An 18,408-nucleotide genomic window follows, 5' to 3' on the forward strand; every position below is an offset into this window, starting at 1 on the left:
TGGTGCCGGGCCCGTCCCACCCCGGCACCATCTCCTCACTACCCGTCGATCTGAGCCGCCGGCGGGGCGGTGATGGTGAGTGGGTCGCCGAACTTGGTGAACTGGACCGACTCCTTGGCTGTGCCGAAGGTGAAGTCGAGTTTGTGGGGGAGGTTGTTTTGGTCGACCAGGACGAGGGCTGTTACTTCGTTGATCTTTTGGGCGGTTACTACGGCGGGGGTCAAGTAGTCGCCCAGGGCTTTGGCTGCGGCTGCTTTGGGGGCGTCGATGGTGATTGTGTACTCCGTCATCGAGGCGCCGTCGGCTGCCGGCGCCTCGGTGGAGGTGAATTTTGTCGCGTAGGCGGCGCCGGCCAGGAGCTGGTGGGTCAGGGCTGCGGCGGACTGGATCTGGAGTTGTACGCCGGTGAGCACGGCCATCGGGTCTTTCGCGCCGGCGGCCGGGTCCCAGACCTTCCACGGCTTGGCGTTGTTCTCGGACAAGCCTTCGCCCTTGCCGTAGAACTTGCCGCCGATCCTGAGGACGGTCAGGCCCTGGTCGGTGGTGGCTGCGAGGTCCGTACCGGCAGCAGTCACCTTCAGATCTGACGTCGTGACGACCGGGCCGTCCTCGTCGGTCGTCGTCGCGACCGCGTGGAAGGTGCTCTTCTCCTGCAGGGCCGCGGGGACCTTGGTGGCGAAGTCCGCCTGGCTCAGGGCCGCAGCAGGCTTGTCGGCCTTGCCGGCCGGCTTCGGGTCGTCGGAACCGCCGCACGCGGCCGTCGACATCATTGCCGCGGCAACAACCAGCGGCAGCAGGATTCTCTTCACCGACGAAGGATGCCACAACCAACTACCCTCCGTGCCCAACCTGCAGCTAGTTGCAACCACCGTCTCCCACCCCAGACGGCGCGCGCCGCGACCGAAGCGGGCTGATCGGGGTGCAGCGCTTATTCTTCGGCTATGTCTGAACAGCAGGGTGGGGTGACGACGAGCGGGCCTGGGGCCTTGTTCGCCATCGGTGGGGCCGAGGACAAGCTGAAGAAGCGGCTGGTCCTGCAGGAGTTCGTCGAGGCGGCCGGTGGGCCGAAGGCGCGGATCGTGGTCGTTCCGACCGCCTCCGCCCTCGGTCCGGACGTGATCGACGTGTACTCCGCCCTGTTCGCCGCGCTCGGTGCTGCCAGCGTGGTCGGCGTCCGGCCGGAGAACCGCGAGGACGCCGACGACCCCGCCTTCATCGAGCCGCTCAACCAGGCGACCGGCATCTTCATGACCGGGGGCAACCAGCTCAAGCTGAGCGGTGTCGTCACTGGTACCGCGTTCGGCCACGCCGTCACCGAGGCCCACGCGCGCGGAGCAGCAGTCGGCGGCACGTCGGCCGGCGCCAGCATCCTCGCCGAGCACATGATCGCTTTCGGCCGCTCAGGCGCCACCCCGAGGCAGCGGATGAGCCAGCTGGCCGGCGGGCTGGGCCTCGTCCAGGGCGCCATCGTCGACCAGCACTTCGCCCAACGGAACCGGTACGGCCGCCTGCTCTCGCTCGTCGCGCAATCCCCCGGGTTGCTCGGCATCGGGGTCGATGAGGACACGGCGGCCGTAGTACGGGGCTCTCACCTGGAGGTAGTCGGGCGAGGTGCCGTGACGATCTTCGACGGCAGCCGGATCACCTCCAACGCGCACTACGCGAGCCGGTCCGAGGCGATCCTCGCGTCGGGCGTCGTCCTGCACGTGCTGCCCGCGACCTCGACCTTCGACCTCAAGGCGCGCGTGCTGCTGTCGTTCGGTCCGCAGCCGCCGGCCGAGGAGATCGCGTCGATCGAGGCCGCCGAGGCCGATCTGCGCAAGCTCGCCAAGGAGATCGCCGCCGAGGGCGTCTCCCCCGCGTACTACGCCGAGCGCAAGCGCCGGGCGGGCCGGCGTACCGCGAAGGCCACCCCCGGCGAGAAGGCAGACGCCGCCAAGAAGACAGCGGTCTCCCAGAAGGCGGCGGCGTCGAAGAAGTCCCGGTCGTCGGCGGCGGCCCAGTCCAGACCGGAGGCGACCGAGCCTCTGAGCGCGGGCGCCGAACTCAGCCGACCAGACACCGACCCGCGAGCAGACAGTGGGACAGCATGACCGACACCGCCCCTGACCAGACCCAAGGGACGCCGAGCCCGGACCTGAAGATCATCGAGACGCGGGTCTACCGCGGCCCGAACATCTGGAGCTACGACCCGGCCATCCATCTCGTCGTCGACCTGGGCTCGCTGGAGAACTTCCCGTCGAACACGATCGACGGCTTCACCGAGCGCCTGCTCGAGTACCTCCCCCGGCTGGACCAGCACCACTGCTCGCGCGGCCGCCGCGGCGGTTTCATCGAGCGGCTGCACGAGGGCACCTGGCTCGGCCACATCGCCGAACACGTCTCGCTGCAGCTGCAGCAGGAGGCCGGCCACGACATGCGGCGCGGCAAGACCCGCCAGGTCAAGGGCGTGCCCGGCCGGTACAACATCATCTACTCGTACGCCGATGAGGGCGTCGGACTGGCCGCGGGCGAACTCGCGGTCCGCTTCGTCAACTACCTCGTGCAGCCGACCGAGGACTTCGACTTCACCACCGAGCTGGAGAAGTTCATCAGGATCGCCGAGCGCAGCGCGTTCGGCCCCTCGACGCAGGCGATCGTGGACGAGGCTGTGTCCCGCGACATCCCGTGGATCCGGCTCAACAAGTTCAGCCTCGTGCAGCTCGGTCAAGGCGTGCACGCGAAGCGCATCCGGGCGACCATGACGTCCGAGACCGGCTCGATCGCGGTCGACGTGGCCAGCGACAAGGACCTCACCACCAAGCTGCTCGCCTCGGCCGGCCTGCCGGTACCGCGCTCCGTCTCCGTCCGTGACGTGGACGACGCCGTCTCGGCCGCGAACAAGATCGGCTACCCCGTCGTCTGCAAGCCGCTCGACGGCAATCACGGCCGTGGCGTCTGCCTGAACCTGCAGGACGCGGACGCGGTCCGGGAGGCCTTCCCGATCGCGGCCGAGCAGTCGCGACGCGGCTCGGTGATCGTCGAGAGCTTCGTCACCGGCAAGGACTACCGCTGCCTGATCATCAACGGGCGGATGGAGGCCATCGCCGAGCGGGTACCCGCGCATGTCGTCGGCGATGGCGTCCACACGGTCGCCGAGCTGGTCGACATCACCAACGCCGACCCGCGTCGCGGTGTCGGGCACGAGAAGATCCTGACCCGGATCACGGTGAACACCGCCGCACGTGAGCTGGTGAAGTCGCAGGGCTTCGAGATGGACGACGTACCGCCCGAAGAGACGATGGTGAAGCTGACGCTCACCGGCAACATGTCGACCGGCGGGATCTCCATCGACCGGACCTTCGAGGCGCACCCGGAGAACGTCGAGATCGCCGAAGAAGCGGCCCGGATGATCGGGCTCGACATCGCCGGTATCGACTTCATCTGCCCGGACATCACCCAGCCGGTCCGCGAGACCGGCGGCGCGATCTGCGAGGTGAACGCGGCGCCCGGGTTCCGGATGCACACCAACCCGACGATCGGCGATCCGCAGTACATCGCGAAGCCGGTCGTCGACATGCTGTTCCCGCCGGGCGCGACCAGCCGGATCCCGATCGTCGCGGTGACCGGTACGAACGGCAAGACCACCACCTCGCGGATGATCAGCCATGTCTTCAAGGGGATGGGCCGCAAGGTCGGGATGACCTCGACCGACGGCATCGTGATCGACGAGCGGCTGGTGATCCGGTCCGACGCGTCCGGGCCGAAGTCCGCCCGGATGGTGCTGCAGAACCCGCGCGTCGACTTCGCCGTCTTCGAGGTCGCACGCGGCGGGATCCTGCGCGAGGGGCTGGGCTACCAGCGCAACGACGTCGCCGTGGTGCTGAACATCCAGCCGGACCATCTCGGCATGCGTGGGGTGGACACGCTGGAGCAGCTGGCCGATGTGAAGGCCGTGCTGGTCGAGGCGGTGCCGCGCAACGGGTTCGCAGTACTGAACGCCGATGATCCGCTGGTCCGCAAGATGCGGCGGAAGTGCTCGGGCGAGGTCGTCTGGTTCAGCATCGCCGAGTCGGGCAGCGAGGTGCGCGAGTACATCGAGGGCCACTGCCGGCGCGGTGGCCGCGCGGTCGTGCTCGAGCGCTCGGACCTCGGCGACATGATCATCATGAAGCACGGCCGGCGTTCGATGCAGCTGGCCTGGACCCACTTGCTGCCGGCAACGTTCGGCGGCCGGGCGATGATGAACGTGCAGAACGCGATGGCCGCTGCGGCCGCTGCCTTCGCCGCGGGCGCTCCCCTGCACGACATCCGGCAGGGCCTGCGCACGTTCAACACCTCGTACTACCTGTCGCCCGGGCGGCTGAACGAGATCGACGTCGACGGCCGGACCGTCATCGTCGACTACTGCCACAACGCGCCCGCGATGCGGATGCTCGGCGACTTCGTCGACAAGCTCGGCGAGAGCCTGAACGCCTCGTCCGAGCTGGGCCGGCCGTCGCGGATCGGCGTGATCGCGACCGCCGGCGACCGGCGCGACGACGACATGCGTGAGCTGGGTGAGGTCGCCGCGCAGCACTTCGATGTGGTGATCGTCCGCGAGGACGTCCGGCTGCGCGGTCGCCAGGCCGGCAGCACGGCCGAGCTGGTCACCGAGGGCGTGCGGACGGCGATGGAGAACGGCGCCCGCTGCCGCCAGGTCGAGACGGTGCTCGAGGAGCTGACCGCCGTACAGCACGCTCTGTCCCGGTCGAACCGTGGCGACCTGGTCGTGCTCTGCGTCGACCAGCACCAGCAGGTGCTGTCGCACCTCGAGTCGGTGTCGCACCTCGCGCAGGCCGGCGCTCGCTCCGGCGACGAGGGCGGCGACCCCGACTTCGTGAAGCCGGACGAGTCGGAAGCTGACGAGTCAGAGGAGTGACCAGAGCGTGAGCGGGGACACACGGTGTGTCCCCGCTCTGCTGGGAACTTGGTTGCCGGAAGCATCGTTGGCCTGTCCGTGAAGACGAAGCTGCTGATGGCCGGTCTGGCTGTCGCCCTCCCCTTTCTGCTGTCCTCCTGCGGGTCCTCGTCGAAGGATGCTCCGGTGACCAAGGCGGCGGTGACCACTCCCGGCGTACTGGTCGAGGACGCGTGGGTGCGGGCGACGGTCGGGTCGAAGGACACCTCGATGACGGCGGCGTTCATGTCGCTGACGAATCCAGGCACGACCGACGTCTCGTTGACCTCGGCAACGTCTCCGGTCGCCGGGATGGTGCAGATCCACGAGATGGCGATGCAGGACGGCAAGATGGTGATGCAGGAGAAGGCCGGTGGCATCAAGGTGCCCGCCGGGTCGCATGCGCACCTCGCGCCGAGCGGGGACCACGTGATGTTGATGGGGCTCAAGCAGGCATTGAAGCCCGGTGACGAAGTACCGATCACCTTGAAGTTCTCCGATGGCACGACGCACGACCTGACTGTGCCGGTGAAGGCGTTCACCGAGGAGGAAGAGCACTACCACCCGTCGACGACGCCCAGCACGACACCTTGACCGGACGCCCGTCCCGGCGGCAGCTCTTCGGGTACGCCGGCGCTGCCGCCGCAGGAGCAGCAGTCACAGGTGGCGCCATTGCCCTAGGCAACGACTCCGCCACCCGCTCATCGACCGCCGGGGACTCCGCCGCTGACGGCGGCACCCGCGGCAACGTCGGCCCGTACGGCGATCATCAGCCGGCCATTGCGGCGACCTCGCCTCGCCATGCGGAGCTGGTCGCATTCAAGCTGCTCGGCGGCACCGACAAGGCCGCACTCGGCCGGTTGATGCGCCTCTGGACCAGCGACATCGTCGCTCTCACCGCCGGGCGACCTGCTCCTGGTGACACAGCACCCGAGCTGGCCATCCCCGGCGTGGCCCTCACCGCGACGGTCGGCTTCGGTCCCAGGGTCTTCACCCTGACCGGTCTGACCGATCGCGCCCCGCGCGGGTTCATCGACGTACCGCCGATGTCCCACGATCGCCTGCAACCCACCTGGACGGGCGGCGACCTACTTGTGCTGGTCGGCGCGGACGACGCGGTCTCAGTCGTGCACGCCATCGGCCGTTTGGTGGCGGACGCAGCGCCCTTCGCCAAACCGCTCTGGCGCCAGACCGGCTTCTGGAACAGCACCGGCCCCGACGGCAAGCCGATCACCGGCCGCAACCTCTTCAACCAGGTCGACGGCACCGGCAACCCAGCACCCGGTACGCCGGACTTCAACAGCACCGTCTGGAACGACGACGGCAGCACGACCCTGGTCGTCCGCCGGATCAAACTCAACCTCGAAACCTGGGACGAACTCACCCGCTCCGAACAGGAACGAGCCGTCGGCCGCAAACTCTCGAACGGCGCACCCCTGACCGGCACCGCCGAACACGACGAGCTCGACCTCGAAGCCCGCGACGGCGACAACCGCCTGGTGATCGCCAAGAACGCACACGCCCGGCTCTCCCACCACTCGGAGAACGACGGCCGCCGCATCTTCCGCAAAGGCCTCAACTACGTCCAGGACACCGGCGCCACCCGCGAGACCGGCCTCATCTTCCTCAGCTACCAAGCCAACCTGGTCAGCCAGTTCATCCCCCTGCTGACCCGCTTGGACGCCGCAGACGCCCTGAACGAATGGACCACCACCATCGGCTCAGCCGCCTTCGCAATCCCACCGGGATTCCACGAAGGCGGCTGGCTCGGCCAAGACATCCTGAACTAACCACAGCGACCGCCAAGCTCCACCCACGCCCCAACCACCCCAGCACCCCCAGCCACCCCAGCACCCCTAGCCCCTCCCGGCCCCATCTGAGGGGTTAACCCCTCAGATGGTGGGTTGCCACCCCTGGTCCTGGGGGGGCACCCCACCATTGGAGGGGTTACCCCCCCAGATGGGGCCGGGGGGCGGGCGCAGTGGGTGGGGGCAGCCGGGGGGTTCGGCCGGTGCGGGGAGCAACCGAAGGTGGTCGGCGACTGGGGGTCAGCTGGCGCGGAAGCTCAGGAACTTGGTGCTCGGGTAGCTGTGGAAGTTGTTCGCGGGCTCGACGGAAGCCGGGCCCGTGCAGTTGGTGGTGCGGTAGAGGTAGATGTCCTTGGTGCTCCAGTTGAACAGGGCGCCGGGGACGAAGGGCAGCACCGTGCAGGAGTTGCTCGGGGTCGGATAGAGGACGCTGTTGCCGGTGAAGCTGGTGGTTTCGTAGAAGCAGGCGACGCCTGGCGTGCAGGCGGTCGACGTCGACTGGTCCTGGTACGCCGAAGCCGGCACCACACCGACCGCGACGACGGCCGCGGTTGCGGTGGCTCCGAGGGCGAGACGAAGTTTCACGAGGAGTCCTCCAGGGTTGGGAAGGCGGTTTCCCTGACCCTGGAAAGCCTATAGTTGAGGATTCACCAAAGCGGTTTCTACCGGCGTGCCGGGAGCAGGCGGCGCTTCGGTTCCTCGCGGTCGATCCAGTCGAGGTCGTCGGACAGGACCGCGTCGTTGGTGCGGCCGTCGTCCACCACCGGCGGAGGCGGCGGGGGTGGCAGGGCCCGGACCTTGAGGGCGACCATCGGGATCGCGAGCAGCACGGCCAGCGTCAGCCACGGCCAGTACTCCCGAAGTACCGGCTCGAAGGCGTCGAAGAACGCGTCGGTACCGGCGTTGGCGATCTCGTCCGTCGACTTGCCCTTTGCCGCCGAGACCGCCTGGAGCCCCGCGACGATCGCGAACGACGCCAGGTAGAACGCGATCAGCGGCACCCAGTACACCGCCGACCGCCAACCGCGCCGCCAGCACGCGACGTACAAGACGATCGTCAGGCCCATCGCGACGAGCAGTCCGTTGAGCTGCCAGAGCCAGCGCCAGTCCTGCAGCTCACCGGCCGGCCGCAACGCGTACCAGGCGACCGGCACCGACAACGCAAAGGCCGCCAGCACCGTACTCCGGATGCCCAGGGCACCGAAGAACGCACCCGCGACACTTGCCACCAGCAACAGCGCCAGCAATCCCTTGCCGGACAGGTCATACCCGCTCAGCCACCAGGCGCCCCCGGCAACGACCAGGACCAGCGGCGTCGCGATCCGCACCCGCGCGACGATCAGCCCGGCCAGCACTCCCCCGGTGAATCCACCCAGCACGAGCAGATCCACCCGGGGATCGACGAACGTGGTCGAGCCGGCCGGCAGCCCCTTCAGGTACGTCGGTGCGAAGCCGGCCACGAACCAGGCGACCACCGCCGCCGGTATCGACCACAAGTAGCGCATGGAGAAACCCCGATCCGCCCCGGGCGGTGGAGTCCCGGGGATCAGTGCTGTGCTCGTTCGACCTTCGCCTTCAAGGTCTCCGGGTTATCGACGGTAGCTCCCTCGGACCGCAACCAGGCGTCAAGACTCGCCCGATCCTGCAGAGACATCACCGCGACCACGTCACCGGCCTTTGCTTCCCGGACGAGTGCCTGCGCCGCCTCGAGCTCGGTCGGGAAGGACGGTACGTCGTCGACACCGACCGAACCGGCCCCTTCCCGGAAGACCGCATCGAGTTCCTCGGGCGGTCGGCCACGCAGGTAGTCGCCCTTGTGCCCGATCACCACCCGATCAGCGCCACGAGCGCCGATCGCGCCCATCGCGCTGACCATGTCGTCGGCCCGGTCGCCCGGTGAGCCGAGGGCGAGCAGCAGTCGCCCACCCGGCTGACGGACGCCGTTCATGATCTCCAGCAGCGCTTCGAGACCGGCCTCGTTGTGGGCGAGGTCGATCACGACGGTGAAGTCGCGGACGGAGTACATGTTCATCCGGCCCGGGTTGTTCTCGGCCGGCGAGAAGGTGCTCAGGCCCTCGATCACCGCGGCGCGGGGCAGTCCGAGACCAAGTGCTGCCGAGGCCGCAGCCAATGCGTTCTCGACGTTGTAGTGCGACAGCCCGGACAGCGTCATCGGTACGTCGACGACCTTCAGCAGCGGCTCGGCGTCGCTGGACTGGTCCAGCACGGTGATGAACCCGTCGAGCACCGTCGTCGCCCGGCCGCCCTCGTCGAGCACGCTGCGGATCGACGGCGAGTCGGGATCGCGCGAGAACACCCAGCATTTGGCCGGCGAGTCGAGCCGCATCGCGAACGTCCGCGGGTCGTCGCCGTTCACCACACACCAGCCACGCGGCCGGGTGATCTTGGTGATCACGGCCTTCACCTCGGCGAGCTGGTCGACGGTGTCGATCCCGCCCAGGCCAAGATGGTCGGCGGTGACGTTGGTGACGACGGAGACGTCGTTGTACGCCACGCCGACACCGCGTCGCAGGATGCCGCCGCGCGCGGTCTCGGTGACGGCCAGCTGGACGCCCGGCTGCGACAGCACCTGACCGGCCCCGCTCGGACCGGAGAAGTCGCCGTACTTGACCAGCTCGCCGTCGAAGTACACGCCGTCAGTGCTCGACCAGCCGACGTGCAGCCCGGCCGCGCGACCGATGTGCGCGATCATCCGCGACGTGGTCGTCTTGCCGTTCGTGCCGGTGACAGCGACGACGGGGATCTTCGGCCGCAGCGTCGGCGGCGCGTCGCCGGCCGGTTCGTTGCGGACCCGATCGCCGACGGACGCGACCAGCTCGGGCAGCTCCTCCGTACCGAAGGCATCGACCACCTCGACGATCGCCTGCCCGAGCGCCCGGGCACGACCCTCGTGCGCCCACGGAAAAGCGACCACGAGCCGATGCACATCGGTCTCGGACCTGACCCGTACGCCGATCCGCCCGATCCCCGCCTCGCGCGCGATCCGCCGGACGATGTGCCCGACCACGCGCACAGCGAACCGCTGCCGGAACCCCGACCCGATCCGCCCGGGCCGGGTCGCGCCGAGCCCGAGGGCCTGCGCATACGCCTTCGCCGCCGGAGCCGGCGCGTCGATCAGGGTCGTCAGGTCGAGCGTGAGCTTGATCGCCGCCCGGCTGAAGTACAGGTTCGCGCCGTCCAGAACACGGAGCTCTACCAAAGAGGTGGACACAGCTAGGCACCCATCGCGTGAAAGCCGCCGTCGACGTGGATGATCTCGCCGGTGGTGGAGGGGAAGAAGTCACTGAGCAGCGCGACGATCGTCTTGCCGGTCGGTTCGAGGTCGGACGGGTCCCAGCCCAGCGGGGCCTGGTCCAGCCACGGGCCTTCGAACTTCTCGAAGCCCGGGATCGCCTTCGCGGCCAGCGTCTTCAGCGGGCCGGCGGAGACCAGGTTGCAGCGGATCCCCTGCGCGCCGAGGTCCCGCGCGAGGTAACGCGAGGTCGACTCCAGCGCCGCCTTGGCGACACCCATCCAGTCATAGCCCGGCCAAGCAACGGACGCGTCGAAGGTCAGCCCGACGATGCTGCTCCCCCGGCTCATCAGCGGCGCACACGTCACCGCAAGCGACTTCAGGCTGTACGCCGAGACGTGCACCGCGCGCGACACGTCGTCCCACGGCCCCTCGAGGAACTTGCCGCCGAGGATCGTCTCCGGGTTGCCGTAGGCAATCGAGTGCACGACGCCGTCCAGGCCGTCGACATGCTCGCGGACCGCGTCCGGCAGCGCGGCGAGGTGCTCTTCGTCGGTGACGTCCAGCTCGATCACCGGCGGCGTGACCGGCAGCCGGCCGGCGATCCGTTTGGTGATGTTCAGCGCCCGGCCGAAGTTCGAGATCAGCACCGTGGCGCCTTGTTCCTGCGCCACCTTGGCGGTCGCGAAGCCGATCGAGGAGTCGAGCGTGACGCCCGCGACCAGGATCCGCTTGCCGTCGAGGATGCCCACCGGCATGCCCTTTCTCAAAAGAAGAAGAAGTAGTTAGTTGCCCATGCCGATGCCGCCGTCGACCGGGATCACCGCGCCGGTGATGTAGCCGGCTTCCTCGGACGCGATCCAGCGGACGGCCTTGGCGATCTCCGACACGTCGCCGAAGCGGCCGAGCGGGATCTGGCTCAGGTACAGCTTCTGGGTCTCCTCCGGCAGGACCGCCGTCATGTCGGTCTCGACGAAACCGGGCGCGACCACGTTCGTGGTGATGCCGCGGCTGCCGAGCTCGCGCGCCATCGAGCGCGCCATCCCGATCAGGCCGGACTTGCTGGCGGCGTAGTTGACCTGGCCGGCCGAGCCGAGCATGCCGACCACCGAGGAGATGAAGACGATCCGGCCCCGGCGCAGCCGCAGCATGCCCTTGGCCGCGCGCTTGGCGACCCGGAACGAGCCGGTCAGGTTGGTCGCGATGACCGAGTCCCAGTCGTCCTCGGACATCCGCAGCAGCAGCGTGTCGCGGGTGATGCCGGCGTTCGCGATCAGCACCTCGACCGGGCCGTGCTCGGCCGCGATCGTGTCGAACGCCGCCTCGACCTGCTCGGCGTCGGTGATGTCGCACTTGACCCCGAGGAAGCCCTCCGGCGGCTCACCGCTGCGGTAGGTGACGGCGACCTGGTCGCCCGCCTCCTTGAAGGCGGTCGCGATGGCCAGGCCGATGCCCCGGTTGCCCCCGGTGACCAGTACCGATCTCGCCACGTTCCATCTCCTCACAGAAGTGATTCAGCCGCTGTACGGCGCTGCCGGACGAACGGTATCTCCCGCCCCCACCGGTACTGCGAACCGGGCGGCCCCGGCGGTTCGCAGTACCGCTCTCGCCCGCGCAGTACTCAGCTGTCCTCGAGCCGGAAGCCGACCTTCAGCCCGACCTGGTAGTGGTCGATCGCGTTGTCGACGATGTGGCCGCGGATCTGGGTCACCTCGAACCAGTCCAGGTGCCGCAGCGTCTCGCCGGCCCGGGTGATCGCGTTGGTGATCGCCGCGTCGACGCCCTCCTTGGAGGTGCCGACGAGCTCGGTCACGCGGTAGGTGCGGTCGGTCATGACTGTTCCCCTTCGCCTGGGTACGCCGGAACTTCTGCACCGGCGTACCGTTGGGTGTTGGTGAGGAGAATAGATGTCATTGCGCAGTAAGCGGGGTCGCGACGACGCGACCGTCATCTCGGTGACGAGTGCCCAGCCCGGCCGGTCCGAGGACCTGGAGAGCCGCATCTTCCGGTACGCCTGGATGATGTCGTTGCGGGTGGTGTGTTTCGTCGCCGCCGTGATCACCCCCTCGCCGTGGCGGTGGATCCTGCTCGTCGGGGCGGTTTTCCTGCCGTCGGTGGCCGTTGTACTGGCCAATGCGCGGCGGACGAAAGAGGTCTCCGGAGCCGAGGTCTACGTGCCGCCGGCCCGGCCACAACTGGGTCAGGATCACGACACCGAAAAGTGATCTGCGTCGGGACTGGATTCTCATGACGGATCCGTGTCAGAATCTGCGTGCTCTGAAGTTCACGGTTGGAATTCAGGGTCTTGATGCGGCGTCGGACGGCTCCCCCCGTGGCTGTCCGACGTCGCTTCATTTTGCCCAGGCTATTGATTATTGAGTGGTCAGGAACAATTGCCTGTACCGACCTGAAAGACCCCTGGGAGACCCCGCTGTGACCGACGAAGCTCTACCGTCCACCTGCTCTGCAAGGGGATGCGGCAACCCCGCGACCTGGGCGTTGTTGTGGAACAACCCGAAGATCCACACCCCCGACCGGCGCAAGACCTGGCTGGCCTGTGACGAGCACAAGCAGAGCCTGTCCGACTTCCTCGGCGCGCGTTCTTTCCTGCGCGAGGTGGAGGCTTTCCCGGCGCCGAAAGCTTGACGCCGGAGTGCGTTACACCGGAAAAAGTAAATTTCCGGTTCAGAAAGGTCAGCCGCCGATCGCGGACATCGGCCGGACCGGCTGCAGAAAGCTCGGGTCGTTGATGCCATGACCGGGCAGTTTGCCGCGCATCGCCCGGCGCCAGCGATCGGCCAGTTCGTCGTCGTCGGCGCCGTCGCGCAGCGCCGTCCGGAGATCCGATTCGGTCCGGGCGAAGAGGCAGTCGCGGACCTGGCCGTCGGCGGTCAGCCGGACCCGGTCGCAGTCACCGCAGAACGGACGCGTGACGCTCGCGATGATGCCGACGGTGGTCTCGTACCCGCCGACGGTGAAGGACTCGGCCGGAGCACTCCCCCGCGCCGCCGCGTCGGTCGGCGACAACGCGAACCGCTCGCCGAGGAGTGCGAGGATCTCGTCCGCGGTCACCATCTGGTCCCGGCTCCAGCCGTGCTGGGCGTCCAGCGGCATCTGCTCGATGAACCGCAGCTCGTAGCCGTGGTCGAGGCAGAACTGCAGCAACTCCGGCGCCTGGTCGTCGTTCACGCCGCGCATGAGGACGGCGTTGACCTTCACCGGCGTCAGGCCGGCCTCGTGGGCCGCCGCAAGGCCTGCCAGTACGTCCTTCAGCCGGTCGCGCCGGGTCATCTGCTGGAAGGTGTCCGGCCGGACCGTGTCGAGGCTCACATTCACGCGATCCAGTCCGGCCTCGCGTAACGCCGTCGCCTGGCGGGCCAGGCCGATGCCGTTCGTGGTGATCGACAGCTGTGGGCGGGGCTGCAGTTTCGCCGTACGGGTGACGATGTCGACCACGCCGCGACGCAGCAGCGGTTCGCCGCCGGTGAAACGGATCTCGTCGACGCCGAGGCGGGTGACGGCGATCTCGATCAGCCGGACGATCTCGTCATCGGTCAGCAGCTCCGGCTTGGCGAGCCAGTCCAGGCCCTCTTCGGGCATGCAGTAGGTACAGCGCAGATTGCAGCGGTCCGTGAGGGACACGCGCAAGTCTGTGGCGACCCGGCCAAAGTTGTCGGCGAGGCCTGTCTGGGTCGTGCTGGGCGCTGTCATCCGGGCCAGCTTACGTCGCAGCCAGCAGCCGACGGCCGGGCGTTTCGGTGGATGGCTTAAGTTCGAGCTGTGCGTCGTCTGATGAATGTCCGGTGGATCGCCACTGCGCTGGTGATCCTCCTCCTGTCCGGGGTGTGTGTGGAGCTCGGCCGATGGCAGCTGCACCGGTTGGACGCCCGCAAGGCGCGCAACGAGGTCACCCGGACGAATCTGGCCGCACCGGCGGCGCCGCTGGCCGAGATCGTCGGGCCGCAGCGCGTGGTCGGTGAGCAGCACGACTGGCGTACAGCGGTCGTCACCGGCCGGTACGACGCCAGCAAGCAGGTCGTGATGCGGTACCGGAACATCAACGACCGGCCGGGGTTCGAGATCGTGACGCCGCTGCTCCTGAGCGACGGGAGCGCCGTACTGGTCGACCGGGGTTTCTTGCCCAAGCAGGGCGGCGAGCTGGCACCCAGCAGCATCCCGGCGGCGCCCTCGGGCGAGGTGACCGTTACTGGCCGGCTCCGGCGCAGTGAGCGCGGCGGGCACACCAGCGGCGGTACGCCGGACAACGGGACGGCCCGGCTGATCAACGGACCCGACTTCGCACCAGTCCTCGGACTGACCCTTTACGACGGGTACCTGACCGTGGAGCAGCAGGTGCCGGCCGCGGACCCGGCTTTCGGCGGATTCCCGGGGCCGGAGATCGACGACGGACCGCACTTCTTCTACGCGTTGCAGTGGTTCTTCTTCGCCCTGCTGGCGATCGGCGGGCTGGTCTACTTCTCCCGGCGCGACGTGACGGGTGACAATGCCAGTACTGACGGTGAGTCCGGGGCGCCGGCGGAATCGTTGCCTTCTGCAACGACGGGCGCCGGGACGCAGCGAGGTGCGGGCGGTTCGTAGTACCCACTTCCTGTTGCCTGCGGCTACCACCGGCGTGTCGGGCCCTGTGCACACGGTGATCGCGGCTCCGACGCTGGCGGCAACGACCTTGCGGTGAGACGGCAGTCCATGGACTGAGATCGTTGCCATCTCGCGCGGCGCGCGCGGCGGCGAGATCAGGCGGCGTCAGGCAGGATGGAGCCGTGGACCTAGGACTCGAAGATCGCATCTACATCGTCACCGGCGCCAGCGGTGGACTGGGCTTCGCCACCGCGAAGGCCCTCGCCGCGGAAGGCGCCCGGCTGGTCATCTCCAGCCGCAACGAGGAGTCGATCTCCCGCGCGGCGGCCGAGCTCGGCGAGAACGTGGTCGGCATCCCGGTCGACAACGCCGACCCGGAGAGCGCCGAGCGGCTGGCCGCGACCGCTGTCGCCAAGTGGGGTGCCCTGCACGGCGCCCTGATCAGCGTCGGCGGGCCTCGGCCTGGTACGGCGATGGACACCGAGGAGGACGACTGGCGCGCAGCCTTCGACAGCGTCTTCCTGGGCGGTCTCCGGATCGCTCGCTCGGTTGCCCGGGCCGGCACGGACGGTACGTCGATCGCCTTCGTGCTCTCCTCATCGGTGAAGTCGCCGATCTCGGGACTGGCGATCTCCAACGGACTGCGCCCGGGCCTCGCGATGATCGCCAAGACGCTCGCCGACGAGCTCGGGCCGAACGGCGTCCGGGTCAACGGGCTGATGCCCGGCCGGATCGCGACCGACCGGCTGAAGGAGCTGGACGGCAAGGCCGCCGATCCCCTCGCCGCCCGGCGCGCCGCGGAGAAGGCGATCCCGCTGCGCCGCTACGGCGAGCCGGACGAGTTCGGCCGGGTGGCGGCGTTCGTGCTCTCCCCCGCCGCGTCCTACCTGACCGGCGCCATCATCCCGATCGACGGCGGCGCCCTCCGCGCCATCTGAGCTCTACGACCACTTCCGCTCGTTCGGAGCTCTACTCCTCGACGTCCTTGGGCCGGTCGCGGTCCTTGGACGGCTGCACCCGCTTGGGCTCGCCCGGCATCTTCGGATACTCGGGCGGGTACGGCATGTCGCCCTCGCCGAAGTCGCGTTCGTGCTTGGCGGACAGCTCCAGCAGCGACTCCAGCGAGAACGCCTTCTCGCCGACCGCCGCATGCAGATCACCGACCTCCGCGAAGCGGGCCGGCATCGTCAGTACGTCGAAGTCGTCCGGCACCACCTCAGAGACTTCCTCCCAGCGCAGCGGAGCCGAGACGCGGGCCCGGGCGTTGGGACGGACGGAGTACGCCGAGGCGATCGTGCGGTCGCGGGCCATCTGGTTGTAGTCGATGAAGACGCGTTCGCCACGCTCCTCCTTCCACCAGTTCACCGTGACCTGGTCCGGCATCCGGCGGGACAGCTCGCGGCCGACCGCGATGACGGCACGGCGGGCCTGGACGAAGTCCCAGCGCGGTTCGATCGGGACGTACACGTGCAGGCCGCGACCACCCGACGTCTTCGGGTAGCCCTCCAGGCCGTGCTCGGCCAGCAGCTCACGGAGTACCGGAGCTACCACTGCCGCGCTCTTGAAGTCCGTGCCCGGCTGAGGGTCGAGGTCGATCCGGAGCTGGTCCGGCGAGTCGAGCTCGGGGCGGCGGACCGGCCAGGGGTGGAAGGTCAGGGTGCCGAGGTTGACCGCCCAGGCGACCACGGCCAGCTCGGTCGGGCAGACCTCGTCGGCGGGCCGGCCGCTGGGGAACTTGATCGTCGCCGTCTCGACCCAGTCGGGCGCGCCCTTGGCGACCCGCTTCTGGTAGAACGCGTCGCCCTTGTTGTCCATCCGGGTGGACAGCTTCGCGCCCTCGAACCAGCCGCCCGGCCAGCGCTCCAGGGTGGTCGGCCGGTCCCGGAGCGCGCCCAGGATGCCGTCGCCGACCGCGACGAAGTAGTTCACGATGTCCAGCTTGGTGAGCCCGCGGTCCGCGAAGTACGGCTTGTCCGGATTGCTAACCCGGACGGTCCGTCCCTCGATCTCGAGCTCGATTGCCTTGGTCGCCGCCATGCCGGTGACGCTACCGGCCGCCGGGGACCAAATGCCGTCACCCCCACGGAAAAGGGAAGTTTTCTCAACCCCTGGCCACCCTAGGTGACCGGGCGGTAACGTACCCGCACCTCGTTCCTGGGGCGTGAGGCCCCCGGGACACTCTTGAAGGAGCACGAGGATGAAGAAATCCGCCCTGCTCGCCGCTGCTACCGCAGTGGCGACCGCAACCGCCCTAGGGCTCGGCGCCACCACGGCCACCGGCGCACCGAAGGCAGACCCGGGCACCACCCCCGCCGCAGCGGTCGCCCGGGCCAAGGCTGCGATCTCAGAGAATCTCGGCACGCTCAGAGCCACCGGCGCCGACGCCTTCCTCGTGAAGGACGTCATCCTGGACGCCGACGGCACCAGCCACGTCCGGATGGACCGGACGATCGGTGGTCTGCCGGTGCTCGGTGGCGACGTGGTCATGCACCAGGCCAAGGACGGCGCTCTCAAGAGCGTCAGCCAGACCCTCACCCAGTCGGCCGACGTCAGCCGCACGCCCAAGGTCAGCATCGCCACCGCCCTCGCCAAGGGCGTCACCGGCGGTCTCAAGGCCGAGGGCAAGCCGTCCCTGGTCATCGAAGCCCGCAAGGGTGCGCCACGGCTCGCCTACCTGGTCACCAGCGGCGGCACCCAGGCCGACGGCACCCCGAGCAACGTGACCACGACGATCGACGCCCTGACCGGCGCCAAGCTCGTCAGCGAGCAGCACATCGAGACGGTCACCGGCGACGGCAAGAGCCTGTACTCCGGAACCGTGCCGATCGACACCACGGCCGTCAGCGGCGGGTTCAACCTGACCGACCCGGTGCGCGGCGGCGGGACGACCCTCGACGCGCAGAACAAGACCGACTCGATCCTGTGCCAGCTGTTCGGTCTCGGCTGCCCGACGGCGGTCAAGTTCCTCGACGCGGACAACCACTGGGGTACCGGCCTGAACACCGACCGGGCCTCGGCCGCGGTGGACGCGCACTACGGCGCGGCGACCACGTTCGACTACTACAAGAACATCCACAATCGGAACGGCATCTTCAACGACGGCAAGGGCGTCCCGAGCCGCGTCCACTACGGCACGAACTACGTGAACGCCTTCTGGGACGGCAAGAAGATGACGTACGGCGACGGCGACAACGTCGTCGCGGGCCCGCTCGTCTCGATCGACGTGGCCGGCCACGAGATGTCCCACGGCGTCACCTCGGCGACCTCCAACCTGACCTACTCCGGTGAGTCCGGCGGCCTGAACGAGGCGACCAGCGACATCTTCGGGACCTCGGTGGAGTTCTACTCCAACAACGCGAACGACCCGGGCGACTACTACATCGGCGAAGAGATCATGAAGGACCGGCCGGCCCTGCGGTTCATGGACAAGCCGAGCAAGGACGGCAACTCGGCCGACTGCTGGTCGTCCGGGGTCGGCAACCTCGACGTGCACTACTCGTCCGGCGTCGCCAACCACTTCTTCTACCTGCTGTCCGAGGGCACCGGCGCGAAGACCATCGGCGGTCTGCCGCACAACTCGACCAGCTGCAACGGGACGACCTTCGGCGGGATCACGCAGGCCAAGGCCGCCAAGATCTGGTACCGGGCGCTGACGACGTACTTCACCACCGGTACGACGTACGCCCAGGCGCGGGTCGCGACGCTCAACGCGGCCACCGACCTGTACGGCGCCGCCAGCGCCGAGCGGGCCGCCGTGGCGACCGCCTGGTCGGCGGTCAGCGTCAACTGAGTCTTGTGATCGCCGGGCCCTGTCCCACTGGGGCGGACAG

General features: G+C 68.7%; 18 protein-coding genes. 9 read left to right on the top strand and 9 right to left on the bottom strand.

From position 1 onward, the window contains the following. Positions 1-38: 38 nt before the first annotated feature. Positions 39-809, bottom strand: a complete 771-nt coding sequence (locus ABD768_RS03855; RefSeq protein WP_344837376.1) for a hypothetical protein — start codon at positions 807-809, stop codon at positions 39-41. 132 nt (positions 810-941) lie between these two features. On the opposite strand from ABD768_RS03855, the gene ABD768_RS03860 reads away from it, so the two are divergent. From ABD768_RS03860 to ABD768_RS03875, 4 genes are all read left to right on the top strand, one after another. Next, on the top strand, positions 942-2,093 hold the full coding sequence (locus ABD768_RS03860; protein WP_344837379.1) for a cyanophycinase: 1,152 nt from the start codon (positions 942-944) through the stop codon (positions 2,091-2,093). Further along, the gene (cphA, locus tag ABD768_RS03865; RefSeq protein WP_344837382.1) at positions 2,090-4,900 is read left to right on the top strand and encodes a cyanophycin synthetase; all 2,811 of its coding nucleotides are present in this window, start codon (positions 2,090-2,092) and stop codon (positions 4,898-4,900) included. Before ABD768_RS03860 ends, cphA begins: the two co-directional genes overlap by 4 nt. A 78-nt stretch (positions 4,901-4,978) precedes the next feature. Then, entirely contained in the window at positions 4,979-5,512 is a 534-nt protein-coding gene (locus ABD768_RS03870; protein ID WP_344837384.1) for a copper chaperone PCu(A)C, read from the top strand. Continuing rightward, positions 5,509-6,708: a Dyp-type peroxidase gene (locus ABD768_RS03875; RefSeq protein ID WP_344837387.1), complete on the top strand. Its 1,200-nt coding sequence runs from the start codon at positions 5,509-5,511 to the stop codon at positions 6,706-6,708. The genes ABD768_RS03870 and ABD768_RS03875 overlap by 4 nt, the downstream gene beginning before the upstream one ends. Positions 6,709-6,966: 258 nt before the next feature. On the opposite strand, the gene ABD768_RS03880 is transcribed toward ABD768_RS03875, so the two are convergent. The 6 genes from ABD768_RS03880 to ABD768_RS03905 all read right to left on the bottom strand — a co-directional run bounded on the left by ABD768_RS03880 (position 6,967) and on the right by ABD768_RS03905 (position 11,813). Continuing rightward, positions 6,967-7,311 (bottom strand): hypothetical protein, encoded by a 345-nt coding sequence (locus ABD768_RS03880; protein ID WP_343978513.1) that lies wholly within the window; start codon positions 7,309-7,311, stop codon positions 6,967-6,969. A gap of 77 nt (positions 7,312-7,388) precedes the next feature. Continuing rightward, a complete protein-coding gene (locus tag ABD768_RS03885) occupies positions 7,389-8,231 on the bottom strand; it encodes a hypothetical protein (protein ID WP_344837390.1) in 843 nt (280 codons plus the stop codon). A 41-nt stretch (positions 8,232-8,272) separates the two neighbouring features. After that, positions 8,273-9,958 (bottom strand): Mur ligase family protein, encoded by a 1,686-nt coding sequence (locus ABD768_RS03890; RefSeq protein WP_343978507.1) that lies wholly within the window; start codon positions 9,956-9,958, stop codon positions 8,273-8,275. A gap of 2 nt (positions 9,959-9,960) precedes the next feature. Continuing rightward, the gene (gene fabI, locus ABD768_RS03895; protein WP_343978504.1) at positions 9,961-10,737 is read right to left on the bottom strand and encodes an enoyl-ACP reductase FabI; all 777 of its coding nucleotides are present in this window, start codon (positions 10,735-10,737) and stop codon (positions 9,961-9,963) included. Between the two features lie 27 nt (positions 10,738-10,764). Beyond that, complete coding sequence (fabG, locus tag ABD768_RS03900; protein ID WP_344837393.1) at positions 10,765-11,469, bottom strand: 3-oxoacyl-[acyl-carrier-protein] reductase; 705 nt, start codon at positions 11,467-11,469, stop codon at positions 10,765-10,767. A gap of 131 nt (positions 11,470-11,600) precedes the next feature. Further along, positions 11,601-11,813 carry a dodecin gene (locus ABD768_RS03905; protein WP_343978498.1) on the bottom strand — a complete coding sequence of 71 codons (213 nt, stop codon included), beginning with the start codon at positions 11,811-11,813 and terminating at the stop codon, positions 11,601-11,603. Positions 11,814-11,886: 73 nt separating this feature from the next. Here ABD768_RS03905 and ABD768_RS03910 point away from each other — a divergent pair, with 73 nt between their 5' ends. Together ABD768_RS03910 and ABD768_RS03915 are read left to right on the top strand one after the other, a co-directional pair. After that, complete coding sequence (locus ABD768_RS03910) at positions 11,887-12,204, top strand: DUF3099 domain-containing protein (RefSeq protein ID WP_343978495.1); 318 nt, start codon at positions 11,887-11,889, stop codon at positions 12,202-12,204. 208 nt (positions 12,205-12,412) lie between these two features. Then, positions 12,413-12,625, top strand: coding sequence for a hypothetical protein (locus ABD768_RS03915; RefSeq protein WP_343978492.1), 213 nt, complete (start codon positions 12,413-12,415; stop codon positions 12,623-12,625). Positions 12,626-12,673: 48 nt separating this feature from the next. Here ABD768_RS03915 and moaA read toward each other — a convergent pair whose 3' ends face one another. Further along, positions 12,674-13,690, bottom strand: a complete 1,017-nt coding sequence (moaA, locus tag ABD768_RS03920; RefSeq protein ID WP_344837397.1) for a GTP 3',8-cyclase MoaA — start codon at positions 13,688-13,690, stop codon at positions 12,674-12,676. A gap of 69 nt (positions 13,691-13,759) precedes the next feature. Here moaA and ABD768_RS03925 point away from each other — a divergent pair, with 69 nt between their 5' ends. Both ABD768_RS03925 and ABD768_RS03930 read left to right on the top strand, forming a co-directional pair. Beyond that, the gene (locus ABD768_RS03925) at positions 13,760-14,578 is read left to right on the top strand and encodes an SURF1 family cytochrome oxidase biogenesis protein (protein ID WP_344837399.1); all 819 of its coding nucleotides are present in this window, start codon (positions 13,760-13,762) and stop codon (positions 14,576-14,578) included. Positions 14,579-14,760: 182 nt separating this feature from the next. Further along, complete coding sequence (locus ABD768_RS03930; protein WP_344837402.1) at positions 14,761-15,516, top strand: SDR family oxidoreductase; 756 nt, start codon at positions 14,761-14,763, stop codon at positions 15,514-15,516. Between the two features lie 31 nt (positions 15,517-15,547). Here ABD768_RS03930 and ligD read toward each other — a convergent pair whose 3' ends face one another. Next, positions 15,548-16,615 (bottom strand): non-homologous end-joining DNA ligase, encoded by a 1,068-nt coding sequence (gene ligD, locus ABD768_RS03935; protein ID WP_343978481.1) that lies wholly within the window; start codon positions 16,613-16,615, stop codon positions 15,548-15,550. 160 nt (positions 16,616-16,775) lie between these two features. On the opposite strand from ligD, the gene ABD768_RS03940 reads away from it, so the two are divergent. Further along, complete coding sequence (locus ABD768_RS03940) at positions 16,776-18,368, top strand: M4 family metallopeptidase (RefSeq protein WP_344837405.1); 1,593 nt, start codon at positions 16,776-16,778, stop codon at positions 18,366-18,368. Positions 18,369-18,408 lie beyond the last annotated feature (40 nt).

Source organism: Kribbella ginsengisoli (assembly GCF_039537185.1).
In the GTDB taxonomy this organism is placed as follows: Bacteria; Actinomycetota; Actinomycetes; order Propionibacteriales; family Kribbellaceae; genus Kribbella; species Kribbella koreensis.

Bases quoted from the DNA above. Each gene is read 5' to 3' on its own strand.
- fabI (WP_343978504.1), bottom strand. From the start codon at position 10,737: ATGCCGGTGGGCATCCTCGACGGCAAGCGGATCCTGGTCGCGGGCGTC.
- ligD (WP_343978481.1), bottom strand. From the start codon at position 16,615: ATGGCGGCGACCAAGGCAATCGAGCTCGAGATCGAGGGACGGACCGTC.
- ABD768_RS03910 (WP_343978495.1), top strand. From the start codon at position 11,887: ATGTCATTGCGCAGTAAGCGGGGTCGCGACGACGCGACCGTCATCTCG.
- moaA (WP_344837397.1), bottom strand. From the start codon at position 13,690: ATGACAGCGCCCAGCACGACCCAGACAGGCCTCGCCGACAACTTTGGC.
- ABD768_RS03860 (WP_344837379.1), top strand. From the start codon at position 942: ATGTCTGAACAGCAGGGTGGGGTGACGACGAGCGGGCCTGGGGCCTTG.
- ABD768_RS03905 (WP_343978498.1), bottom strand. From the start codon at position 11,813: ATGACCGACCGCACCTACCGCGTGACCGAGCTCGTCGGCACCTCCAAG.
- ABD768_RS03940 (WP_344837405.1), top strand. From the start codon at position 16,776: ATGAAGAAATCCGCCCTGCTCGCCGCTGCTACCGCAGTGGCGACCGCA.
- ABD768_RS03885 (WP_344837390.1), bottom strand. From the start codon at position 8,231: ATGCGCTACTTGTGGTCGATACCGGCGGCGGTGGTCGCCTGGTTCGTG.
- cphA (WP_344837382.1), top strand. From the start codon at position 2,090: ATGACCGACACCGCCCCTGACCAGACCCAAGGGACGCCGAGCCCGGAC.